The organism is Mycobacterium colombiense CECT 3035 (genome assembly GCF_002105755.1).
Classification (GTDB): Bacteria; Actinomycetota; Actinomycetes; order Mycobacteriales; family Mycobacteriaceae; genus Mycobacterium; species Mycobacterium colombiense.
In genome coordinates, this window is sequence record NZ_CP020821.1 from 4,506,928 (window position 1) to 4,517,969 (window position 11,042).

Genomic DNA, 11,042 nt, shown 5'->3' on the forward strand with positions numbered 1-11,042 from the left:
AGTGGTGAGCCGGACGGGCCCAAACGCCTCGACAGTTAGCTTATGCAATGCTAACTTCAGGCAGTTAGGTTAGGGGAGACTACATACATGAAAAGACGCGGCCGTGGAACTCGGTGACACCGGCATGCTCACAGCTCAGCCCGTTAATTCGCGGGTGGACGCGCGGGTTGACGAGGACGTCGTCAGCCGGTTCGCGACATGCTGCCGCGCGCTGGGCATCGTCGTCTACCAACGCCAGCGCCCCGCCGACCTGGCCGCCGCGCGTTCCGGTTTCACCGCGCTGACCCGCGTCGCCCACGACCAGTGCGACGCGTGGACCGGCCTGGCCGCCGCAGGCGATGCGTCTTTGCGTGTGCTCGAGGCGGTATCGCGCAACGTCGCGACCGCGGGCACGCTGCAGCGCCAGGTCGATCTGGCGCCCGGATCGCTGGGCTTCCGCTACGACACCGGTCTGTATTTGCAGTTTCGCGCCGCGACGCCGGACGACTTCCACCTCGCCTACGCTGCCGCGCTGGCAACGGCCGGACGATTTGCTGAGGCCGATGCGATCGTCACCGGCCTGACCGCCGGCCGGCCGAGCTGGCGCGAGGCCCGGTGGGTGTCGGTCGTCATCAACTACCGCGCCGAGCGCTGGTCGGACGTCGTCAAGCTGCTGACCCCGATCGTCAACGACGCGGACCTGGACGAGGCCTTCTCGCACGCCGCCAAGATCGCCCTCGGCACCGCGCTCGCCCGGCTGGGCATGTTCGCCCCGTCGCTGTCGTATCTGGAGGAGCCCGAGGGCCCCGTCGCGGTGGCCGCCGTCGACGGCGCACTGGCCAAGGCGCTGGTGCTGCGCGCGCACGTGGACGAGGACTCGGCGAGCGAAGTGCTGCAGGATCTGTACGCCGCGCATCCCGAAAACGAACAAGTCGAACAGGCCCTGACCGACACCAGTTTCGGCATCGTGACCACCACGGCGGCCCGCATCGAAGCCCGTACCGATCCGTGGGACCCCGAAACCGAGCCCAGCGCCGAGGATTTCGTCGACCCGGCCGCGCACGAACGCAAGGCCGTGCTGCTGCACGAGGCCGAGCGCCAGCTCGCCGAATTCATCGGACTCGACGAGGTCAAGAACCAGGTGTCGCGGCTGAAGAGTTCGGTCGCCATGGAACTGGTCCGCAAGCAACGCGGCCTGGCGGTCGCGCAGCGCGCCCACCACCTGGTCTTCGCCGGCCCGCCCGGAACCGGTAAGACCACCATCGCCCGCGTCGTCGCCAAGATCTATTGCGGCCTCGGGCTTTTGAAGCGAGAGAACATTCGCGAGGTCCACCGTGCCGACCTGATCGGCCAGCACATCGGCGAGACCGAGGCGAAGACCAACGCGATCATCGACAGCGCGCTCGACGGCGTGCTGTTCCTCGACGAGGCCTACGCGCTGGTCGCCACGGGCGCCAAGAACGACTTCGGCCTGGTGGCCATCGACACCCTGCTGGCGCGGATGGAGAACGACCGCGACCGCCTGGTGGTCATCATCGCCGGATACCGCGCCGACCTGGACAAGTTCCTGGACACCAACGAGGGCTTGCGTTCCCGGTTCACCCGCAACATCGACTTTCCTTCCTACGCACCGTCGGAGCTGGTCGAGATCGCGAACACGATGGCCGAGCAGCGCGACAGCGTTTTCGAGCCGGCCGCGCTCGAACACATGGAGGCGTTGTTCACCAAGTTGGCAACCGAGTCCACCCCGGACGCCAACGGAATCTCGCGACGCAACCTGGACATCGCCGGTAACGGCCGGTTCGTCCGAAACATCGTCGAACGCTCCGAAGAAGAGCGGGAGTTCCGGCTCGACCATTCGGAACACGCCGGGACCGGCGAATTCAGTGACGAGGAGCTGATGACGATCACCGACGACGACGTCGAACGGTCGGTAGAGCCGCTGCTGCGCGGCCTTGGCCTGTCGGTGCCGGCATGACCTCCAACCACGAGTCCGACGAGCGCCGTTCGTTCACCTCTCGCACCCCGGTCAACGACAACCCCGACCAGGTCGAGTACCGCCGCGGTTTCGTCACCCGCCACCAGGTCACCGGCTGGCGGTTCGTGATGCGCCGCATCGCCTCCGGCATCGCCCTGCACGACACCAGGATGCTCGTGGACCCGCTGCGCACACAGTCGCGCGCGGTGGCCATGGGCGCTGTCCTGCTGGTCACCGGCCTGGCGGGTTGCTTCGTGTTCTCGCTGATCCGGCCCAGCGGCACGGTGGGTACCAACGCGGTGCTGGCCGACCGGTCGACCGCGGCGTTGTACGTCCGGGTCGGTGACGACCTGCACCCGGTGCTCAATCTGACGTCGGCGCGGCTCATCACCGGCCACGCCGTCGACCCCACCATGGTGAAAAGCAGTGAGCTGGACCGCTTTCCGCGTGGCAACCTGATCGGCATCCCGGGTGCGCCGGAGCGCATGGTGCAAAACCCCTCGCACGACGCGAACTGGACGGTGTGCGACGCCGTCAGCGAGCCCGCCCAGGGTGGGCACGCCGCCCACAGCACCGGCGTCACGGTGATCGCGGGCCGGCCGGACAGCAGCGGTGCGCGCGCGGCGACGATCGCGTCGCAGCAGGCGATCCTTGTCGACCGAGACGGCAGCACCTGGCTGTTGTGGGACGGCAAGCGTTCGCAGATCAACCTGACCGACCACGCGATCACGAACGCACTTGGGTTGGGGCAGAACAACTCCGAGGTGCCCGCGCCCCGGCCCATCGCGCTGGGCTTGTTCAACGCGATCCCGGAGGCACCGCCACTGACGGCGCCCGGCATCCCGAGCGCCGGCGCCCCGGCCCCGTTCAGCGTGCCCGCTCCGATCGGCGCGGTGGTGGTTTCCTACGCCCTGGAGCAGAGTTCCTCGGGCACCCCGCGCTACTACGCGGTGATGCCCGACGGCCTGCAGCAGATCTCACCGGTGCTCGCCGCCATCCTGCGCAACACCAATTCCTATGGGCTGGACCAACCGCCGCGGCTGGGTGCCGACGCGGTAGCCAAGCTGCCCGTATCGCGGATGCTGGACACCGCAAGGTATCCGGATCAGCAGGTCAGCGTGGTCGACGCGGCGAAATCGCCTGTCACGTGCGCCTATTGGAGCAAGCCTGCCGGGGCGGCGACCAGCTCGCTGCGCCTGATGTCGGGCTCCGCGCTGCCCATCCCCGAATCGATCCGCACCGTCGACCTGGTCGGCGGCGCCGCGACGAACGGATTGGTGGCCACCCGTGTAGCCCTGGCGCCGGGCACCGGCTACTTCACCCAGACCGTTGGCGGCGGCCCGGACTCGCCGGGCACCGGGTCGCTGTTCTGGGTCTCTGACACCGGTGTCCGCTACGGCATCGACAACGAGTCCGAGCACTCCGCCGCCGGACACGGCAAAACTGTTGAGGCTCTTGGCCTTAACGGATCGCCGGTCCCCGTTCCTTGGTCGGTGTTGTCGCTGTTCGCGAATGGTCCGACGTTATCGCGCGCCGACGCGCTGCTGGCTCATGACGGGCTGACGCCCGATCAGAAGCCCGGCCGTGTGGCCGCTGCTAGGGAAGCCGAGGGAGCCCCCCGATGAGCCGACTGATCTTCGAAGCGCGCCGCCGCCTGGCGCCGCCGGTGACCCGCAAGGGCACCATCGCCATCGAGGCGCCACCCGAGCTGCCGCGGGTGATCCCGCCGTCGTTCCTGCGCCGCGCGATGCCCTATGTGCTGGTGATCCTGATCGTCGGCATGATCGTCGCCCTGTTCGCCACCGGGATGCGGCTGATCTCTCCGCAGACACTGTTCTTCCCGTTCGTGTTGTTGCTCGCCGCGACCGCCATGTACCGCGGCAACGACAACAAGACACGCACCGAGGAGGTCGACGCCGAGCGCGCCGACTACCTGCGTTACCTGTCGGTGGTGCGGGACAACATCCGCACCCAGGCCACCGCGCAGCGCGCCGCGGCGCAGTGGTCTCACCCGGAGCCGTCCGCGCTGGCCACGGTGCCCGGATCGCGCCGCCAGTGGGAACGTGACCCGCACGATCCCGACTTCCTGGTGCTGCGGGCCGGCCGCCATCACGTGCCGCTGGCCACCGCCCTGCGGGTCAACGACACCGCGGACGAAATCGATCTGGAGCCGGTGTCGCACAGCGCATTACGCAGCCTGCTCGACACCCATCGCACCGTGCGCGACGTGCCGACCGGAATCGACCTGACCAAGGTCTCCCGGATCACCGTGCTGGGCGAACCAGACGAGGCAAGGGCGGCGCTGCGCGCCTGGGTCGCGCAGGCGGTGACCTGGCACGACCCGACCGTGCTCGGGGTCGCGCTGGTCACCCCGAACCTGGAGAGCCCGGACTGGTCCTGGCTGAAGTGGTTGCCGCACATCGACGTTCCGGGCGAGCTCGACGGTGTCGGGCCGGCCCGCTTCATGGCGACCAACGCCGACGACCTGGTCGCCAGCCTGGGCTCGGCCCTCCTCGACCGTCCGGCGTTCACCGGCGAGGCCGCCGATGCCCTGCGTCACCTGCTGATCATCATCGACGACCCCGACTACGACCTCACCGCGTCCACGCTGGCGCTGGGCCGGGCGGGCGTCACCGTCGTGCAGCGCAGCGTCACGGCGCCGAACCGTGAGCAGTATTCGGATCCGGAAAAGCCGATCCTGCGCGTGTCCGGCGGCGCCCTCGAGCGCTGGCAGACCGGTGGTTGGCAGCCCTACATCGATGACGCCGACCAATTCGGCGCCGACGAGGCCGCGCACCTCGCGCGTCAGTTGTCGCGGTGGGACTCCAACCCGACCCACACCGGCCTGCGCTCCGCGGCCACCCGCGGCGCCACGTTCACCACGATGCTGGGCATTTCGGATGCCTCCCAACTGGATGTGCCCACGCTGTGGGCGCCGCGCCGCCGCGAGGACGAGCTGCGGGTTCCGATCGGCGTCACCGCCACCGGTGAGCCGTTGATGTTCGACCTCAAGGACGAAGCCGAGGGCGGCATGGGCCCGCACGGCCTGATGATCGGCATGACGGGGTCCGGTAAGTCGCAGACCCTGATGTCGATCCTGTTGTCGCTGTTGACGACCCATTCGGCCGACCGCTTGATCGTCATCTACGCCGACTTCAAGGGCGAGGCGGGCGCCGACAGCTTCCGTAACTTCCCGCAAGTCGTCGCCGTCATCTCCAACATGGCCGAGAAGAAGTCGCTGGCCGATCGCTTCGCCGACACGCTGCGCGGCGAGGTGGCCCGCAGGGAGACGCTGCTGCGGGAAGCGGGCCGTCGGGTCCAGGGCAGCGCGTTCAACTCGGTGGTCGAATACGAGAACGCCATCGCGGCGGGACACGACCTGCCCCCGATCCCGACGCTGTTCGTGGTCGCCGACGAGTTCACCCTGATGCTGGCCGATCACCCGGAATACGCGGAGCTGTTCGATTACGTTGCGCGTAAAGGCCGCTCGTTCCGCATCCACATTCTGTTCGCGTCGCAGACGCTGGACGTGGGCAAGATCAAGGACATCGACAAGAACACCTCCTACCGCATCGGTTTGAAGGTCGCCAGCCCCAGCATTTCCCGCCAGATCATCGGTGTGGAGGACGCTTACCACATCGAGTCCGGCAAGGAGCACAAGGGCGTGGGCTTCCTGGTGCCCGCCCCGGGCGCGACGCCGATCAAGTTCCGCAGCACCTACGTCGACGGCATCTACGACCCGCCGCAGAAGGCCAAATCCTTTGTCGTGCCGTCGATCCCGGAGCCCAAGCTGTTCACCGCCGGGCGCGTCGAACCGGATCAGGACACCGTGATCACCGCCCCCGAGGAAGACGAATTCACCGGGCCGCCGCGCAAGCTGATCGCCACCATCGGCGACCAGCTGGCCGGCTACGGTCCGCGCGCGCCGCAGCTCTGGCTGCCGCCGCTGGACGAGCCGATCCCGTTGAGCGCCATGCTGGCCCGCGCCGGCGTGCCGCCCCGGCAGTGGCAGTGGCCGCTCGGCGAGATCGACAAGCCGTTCGAGATGCGCCGCGATCCGTTGGTGTTCGACGCCGCCTCGTCGGCCGGCAACATGGTGATCCACGGTGGCCCGAAATCGGGTAAGTCGACCGCGCTGCAGACGTTCATCCTGTCCGCGGCCAGCCTGCACTCGCCGCGCGAGGTGACCTTCTACTGCCTCGACTACGGCGGCGGCAAGCTGCGGGCGCTCGAAGACCTGGCGCACGTCGGCAGCGTCGCCTCGGCGCTGGAGCCCGAACGCATCCGGCGCACCTTCGGCGAACTCGAACAGCTGCTGCTGTCGCGGCAGCGCCGAGAGGCGTTCCGGGACAAGAACGGTGCGGCCCCCGACGACGGGTTCGGCGAGGTGTTCCTGGTCATCGACAACCTCTACGCGTTCGGCCGGGACAACACCGACCAGTTCAACACCCGAAACCCGTTGCTGGCCAGGGTCAGCGAGCTGGTCAACATCGGTCTCGCGTACGGCATCCATGTCGTCATCACCACCCCGAGCTGGCTCGAGGTTCCGTTGGCCATGCGCGACGGCCTCGGATTGCGGCTCGAACTCAAGCTGCACGACGCGCGGGACAGCAACGTCCGGGTGGTCGGCGCCTTGCGCCGCCCCGCCGAAGCGGTGCCGCACGACCAGCCGGGACGCGGATTGACCATGGCCGCAGAGCATTTCCTGTTCGCCGCACCCGAGCTGGAGCAGATCGGCGCGCTCAATGCGCGCCACCCGGGCGTCACCGCGCCGCCGGTGCGGCTGCTGCCGACCAACCTGGTGCCGGAAGCGGTCGGGTCGCTGTATCGCGGGCCGGAGCAGGTCGTCATCGGCCAGCGCGAGGAAGACCTCGCGCCCGTGGTGGTCAACTTCGCCGAGAATCCGCTGCTGATGGTGTTCGGCGACAGCAAGTCCGGGAAGACCACGCTGCTGCGTCATCTCATTCGCACGGTGCGGGAGCACTCCACGCCGGATCAGGTGGCCTTCACGGTGCTGGACCGGCGGCTGCACCTCGTCGACGAGCCGCTGTTCGCCGACAACGAGTACACCGCCAACATCGACCGCATCATCCCGGCGATGCTGGGGCTGGCCAACCTCATCGAATCGCGCCGGCCGCCGGCCGGTCTCTCACCGGGCGAGCTGGCCCATTGGCGCTACGCGGGCCACACCCACTACCTGATCATCGACGACGTCGACCAGATACCGGATTCACCCGCGATGAGCGGCCCCTACGTCGGGCAGCGGCCATGGACCGCGCTGATCGGATTGCTCTCGCAGGCGGCCGATCTGGGGCTGCGCGTGATCGTCACCGCGCGTGCCACCGGCTCGGGGCACGCGCTGATGACCAACCCGCTGCTGCGCCGGTTCAACGACCTGCAGGCGACCACGTTGATGCTGGCGGGCAACCCGCAGGACAGCGGCAAGATCCGCGGCCAGCGGTTCGGCCGGTTGCCTGCCGGGCGGGCGATTCTGCTGGGCGACAGCGACGCCCCGACGTACGTGCAGTTGGTCAACCCGCTGGTCGGGGAGTCCGTGATAGAGGGCGCTACAGACGGTTTCGCCCACTGATGTTTATCCAAGTCCGAAAAGGACCAGGAAAGGAGTAACCATGACCCTACGAGTGGTTCCCGAAGGTCTGGCCGCGACCAGCGCGGCGGTGGAGGCCCTGACGGCGCGGCTGGCGGCCGCGCATGCGGCGGCGGCTCCGGCGATCACCGCGGTGGTGCCGCCGGCGGTCGATCCGGTGTCGCTGCAAACGGCGGCCGGATTCAGCGCTCAGGGCCAGGAACACTCCGCCATGGCCGCGCAGGGCGTCGAAGAGCTCGGCCGCGCCGGCGTCGGCGTCGGGCAGGCGGGCGCAAGCTATCTCGCGGGCGACACCGCGGCCGCTGCGACGTTCGGAATCGCGGGCGCCTGAGCATGACATCCCCCTTAGGACCCATCTGGATGGCGTCGCCACCCGAGGTGCATTCGGCGTTGCTCAGCGCCGGTCCAGGCCCCGGGCCGCTGTTGGCGGCCGCCGGGGCGTGGACATCGTTGAGCACCCAATACGCCTCGGCGGCAGCCGAACTCAGTGGGTTGTTGGGGGAGGCCCAGGCCGGCGCCTGGGAGGGGCCGAGCGCCGAGCAGTACGTGGCGGCGCACCTGCCGTACCTGGCGTGGCTGCAGCAGGCCAGCGTCGACAGCGCGGGTGCCGCCGCGCAGCAGGAAGTCGCGGCGACGGCGTACACGGCCGCGTTGGCGGCCATGCCGACGCTGGCCGAACTGGCCACCAATCACACCGTGCATGCGGTGTTGGTGGGGACGAATTTCTTTGGCATCAATACCATTCCGATCGCGGTCAACGAGGCCGACTATGCGCGGATGTGGGTCCAGGCCGCCACCACCATGGGCACCTACCAGGCCGTGTCCGGCTCGGCTTTGGCCGCGGCGCCGCGCACCATGGCGGCGCCCGCGATTGTGAATCCCGGCGGCCAGATCAACAGTCTCGCGTCCAACGCGACGCAGAACAGCCCCGGGGATTGGTGGCAGAACTTCATCCAGCAGCTGTCCAAGTTCTTCCAGGACTTCTTCCAGAACATCCAGCAGATGTTGCAGAACTTCTTCTCGAATCTGCCGGCGTTCCTCGCCGCCAACGGGCCGCTGCTGTTTTTCGTTGCCTACCAAGTGTTTTTCAACGCCGTCGGCTGGCCGACCTGGGGTGCGATCCTGACCGCACCGTTCCTGATCCCGCTGCTGCTGGGCATCGGGCTCAGTTCCCTGCTCACCACGCCCGTCGAGGCCGCGCCGGACGCCGCCCCCACCGTCGTGGCCCCCGCGCTGACGTCGACCAAGCCGCCGTCCATGCTGCCGGCGGTCGCGCTGGCCCCGACGGTGGCGACTCCGGCCGGGGCGCCGGCCACGACGGTCGCCGCGGGCTCCGGTGCGCCGGCCGCGCCTGCGCCGGCGGCAGCGGCGAGCAACTTCGCCTACCTGATCGCCATGGGCGGTGACCCGGATGCCGGTGTCGGCCCCACGCTCGGTGGTCGCGGCGGGGCCAAGGCTCCCGCGGCGACCATCCCGGCGGCGGGCGCGGCGGCGGCCAGCCGGGCCGAGTCGCGGGCCCGGCGCCGGCGGCGGGGCGCGCTGCACGACCACGCCGACGAGTTCGCGGACATGGACTCCGATTTCGGTGTCCCACCGGACTTCGGCGACGAGGAGGAGCTGGCTGCGGCCGTCGCGTCCGCCCAGGGCGCCGGGACGCTGGGGTTCGCCGGAACCACGCAGCGGCAGAAGGCGTTTCAGGCGGCCGGGTTGACCAAGCTGGCCGACGACGATTTCGGCGGCGGCCCACGCATGCCAATGGTGCCCGGCACGTGGGAGCACGAAGCCGGTAACGGGGCGGGCCCAATCGAGCCGGGGAAAGGGGGGTAAGGCACTCAGTCAAATGACCGTGAATTACCGAAACCCCAACGGACGCAACAGAAAGGAATCAACATGAGTATGTTGGACGCTCACATTCCGCAGTTGGTAGCCGCGCAGTCGGCGTTCAGCGCCAAGGCGGCGTTGATGCGCAGCACGATCAGCCAGGCCGAGCAGGAAGCGATGTCGGCGCAGGCGTTCCACCAGGGTGAGTCCTCCGCCGCCTTCCAGGCCGCACACGCGCGGTTCGTCGAGGTCGCCGCGCGGGTCAACACCCTGCTCGACATCGCCCAGGCCAACCTCGGGGACGCCGCCGGGACCTACGTGGCCGCGGACGCAGCCGCCGCGTCGGGCTACACCGCGTTCTGATCTCACCGCTAGCAACCGCGAAAGGACTTGTCATGTCGCAGATCATGTACAACTACCCGGCGATGTTGAGCCACGCCGCCGACATGTCCGGCTACGCCGGCACCATGCAGGGGCTCGGTTCCGACATCGCCAGCGAGCAGGCCACGTTGTCCAACGCCTGGCAGGGTGACACCGGAATGACCTACCAGGTGTGGCAGGCCCAGTGGAACCAGGCGATGGAAAGCCTGGTGCGCGCCTACCAGTCGATGGCGAGCACCCACGAGGCGAACACCATGTCGATGCTGGCGCGCGACCAGGCCGAAGCCGCCAAATGGGGCGGTTAGTCCTCAGCTGAATGAACGCATCACCCAACGCCGTCGAACTGACGGTCGATCACGCTTGGTTCATCGCGGAAACGATTGGGGCGGGGAGCTTTCCCTGGGTATTGGCCATCACCTCGCCCTATCGTGATGCCGCGGAACGCAACGCGTTCCTCGACCGTCAGAAGGCTGAGCTGACCGAACTGGGTCTGGTCTCAGAAGGCGGACTCGTCAACCCCGCGGTCGCCGAGTGGATCAAAGTGGTGTGTTTTCCCGAGCGGTGGCTGGACCTGCGTTATGTGGGCCCTCCCAGGGAAGCCGGCGAGGGCGGCGCCGAGTTGCTGCGCGGCGTCGTCGCGCAGCGCACCGGTGTGACCGGCAAGCCATCGCTGACGGTCGTCGCGTTGCGCAGCGCGCAGCTGATCACGTTCACCGCCATGGACATCGACGATCCGCGCGCGCTGGTGCCGGTGCTCACCGTCGGCCTGGCGCAGCGCCCGCCCGCCCGGTTCGACGAGTTCAGCCTGCCGACGCGGGTCGGTGCAAGAGCCGACGAACGGCTGCGTTCGGGCGCTCCGCTCGCCGAAGTCCTTGATTACCTGGGTATTCCGCAATCGGCACGAAGGGTGGTGGAATCGGTGTTCAACGGACCGCGCAGCTACGTCGAGATCGTCGCCGGCTGCCACCGCGACGGCCGGCACTCCACCACCGAGGTGGGGATGAGCATCGTCGACGCGCGCGAGGGGCGGGTGCTGGTCAGTCCGTCCCGCGCCTTCGACGGCGAGTGGGTTTCGACGTTCGCGCCCGGCGCCCCGTTCGCGATCGCCGTCGCGATCGAACAACTGACCGCCCTGCTGCCAGACACCGGATGGTTCTCCGAGCACCGGCTGGCCCGAGACTTTTCCCCTTCAACCCTGTCCGTCCAACATAGTAAAAGAGAAGAGAGCACGATGTTCGAGCAACGGCCACAACATGTTTCGAGGGTCCGGTGACG

Annotated in this window: 8 protein-coding genes; all 8 read left to right on the forward strand. The window is 68.5% G+C overall.

Annotated features, from left to right (window positions below):
- The first annotated feature begins 103 nt into the window (after positions 1 to 103).
- Positions 104 to 1,957, forward strand: a complete 1,854-nt coding sequence (gene eccA3 / locus B9D87_RS21135) for a type VII secretion system ESX-3 AAA family ATPase EccA3 (RefSeq protein ID WP_007768848.1) — start codon at positions 104 to 106, stop codon at positions 1,955 to 1,957.
- On the forward strand, positions 1,954 to 3,582 hold the full coding sequence (gene eccB / locus B9D87_RS21140; RefSeq protein ID WP_007768847.1) for a type VII secretion protein EccB: 1,629 nt from the start codon (positions 1,954 to 1,956) through the stop codon (positions 3,580 to 3,582). The genes eccA3 and eccB overlap by 4 nt, the downstream gene beginning before the upstream one ends.
- Positions 3,579 to 7,547, forward strand: coding sequence for a type VII secretion protein EccC (locus B9D87_RS21145; RefSeq protein WP_007768845.1), 3,969 nt, complete (start codon positions 3,579 to 3,581; stop codon positions 7,545 to 7,547). The genes eccB and B9D87_RS21145 overlap by 4 nt, the downstream gene beginning before the upstream one ends.
- A 40-nt stretch (positions 7,548 to 7,587) precedes the next feature.
- Positions 7,588 to 7,896, forward strand: a complete 309-nt coding sequence (locus B9D87_RS21150) for a PE family protein (protein WP_007768842.1) — start codon at positions 7,588 to 7,590, stop codon at positions 7,894 to 7,896.
- A gap of 2 nt (positions 7,897 to 7,898) precedes the next feature.
- A complete protein-coding gene (locus B9D87_RS21155; protein WP_040629402.1) occupies positions 7,899 to 9,392 on the forward strand; it encodes a PPE family protein in 1,494 nt (497 codons plus the stop codon).
- A 63-nt stretch (positions 9,393 to 9,455) separates the two neighbouring features.
- The gene (gene esxG, locus B9D87_RS21160) at positions 9,456 to 9,749 is read left to right on the forward strand and encodes a type VII secretion system protein EsxG (protein WP_007768837.1); all 294 of its coding nucleotides are present in this window, start codon (positions 9,456 to 9,458) and stop codon (positions 9,747 to 9,749) included.
- Between the two features lie 32 nt (positions 9,750 to 9,781).
- The gene (locus B9D87_RS21165) at positions 9,782 to 10,072 is read left to right on the forward strand and encodes a WXG100 family type VII secretion target (RefSeq protein WP_007768835.1); all 291 of its coding nucleotides are present in this window, start codon (positions 9,782 to 9,784) and stop codon (positions 10,070 to 10,072) included.
- Positions 10,073 to 10,083: 11 nt separating this feature from the next.
- On the forward strand, positions 10,084 to 11,040 hold the full coding sequence (locus B9D87_RS21170; protein WP_007768832.1) for an ESX secretion-associated protein EspG: 957 nt from the start codon (positions 10,084 to 10,086) through the stop codon (positions 11,038 to 11,040).
- The last annotated feature ends 2 nt before the right edge of the window (positions 11,041 to 11,042 follow it).

Bases quoted from the DNA above. Each gene is read 5' to 3' on its own strand.
- eccB (WP_007768847.1), top strand. From the start codon at position 1,954: ATGACCTCCAACCACGAGTCCGACGAGCGCCGTTCGTTCACCTCTCGC.
- B9D87_RS21145 (WP_007768845.1), top strand. From the start codon at position 3,579: ATGAGCCGACTGATCTTCGAAGCGCGCCGCCGCCTGGCGCCGCCGGTG.
- B9D87_RS21150 (WP_007768842.1), top strand. From the start codon at position 7,588: ATGACCCTACGAGTGGTTCCCGAAGGTCTGGCCGCGACCAGCGCGGCG.
- B9D87_RS21155 (WP_040629402.1), top strand. From the start codon at position 7,899: ATGACATCCCCCTTAGGACCCATCTGGATGGCGTCGCCACCCGAGGTG.
- esxG (WP_007768837.1), top strand. From the start codon at position 9,456: ATGAGTATGTTGGACGCTCACATTCCGCAGTTGGTAGCCGCGCAGTCG.
- B9D87_RS21165 (WP_007768835.1), top strand. From the start codon at position 9,782: ATGTCGCAGATCATGTACAACTACCCGGCGATGTTGAGCCACGCCGCC.
- B9D87_RS21170 (WP_007768832.1), top strand. From the start codon at position 10,084: ATGAACGCATCACCCAACGCCGTCGAACTGACGGTCGATCACGCTTGG.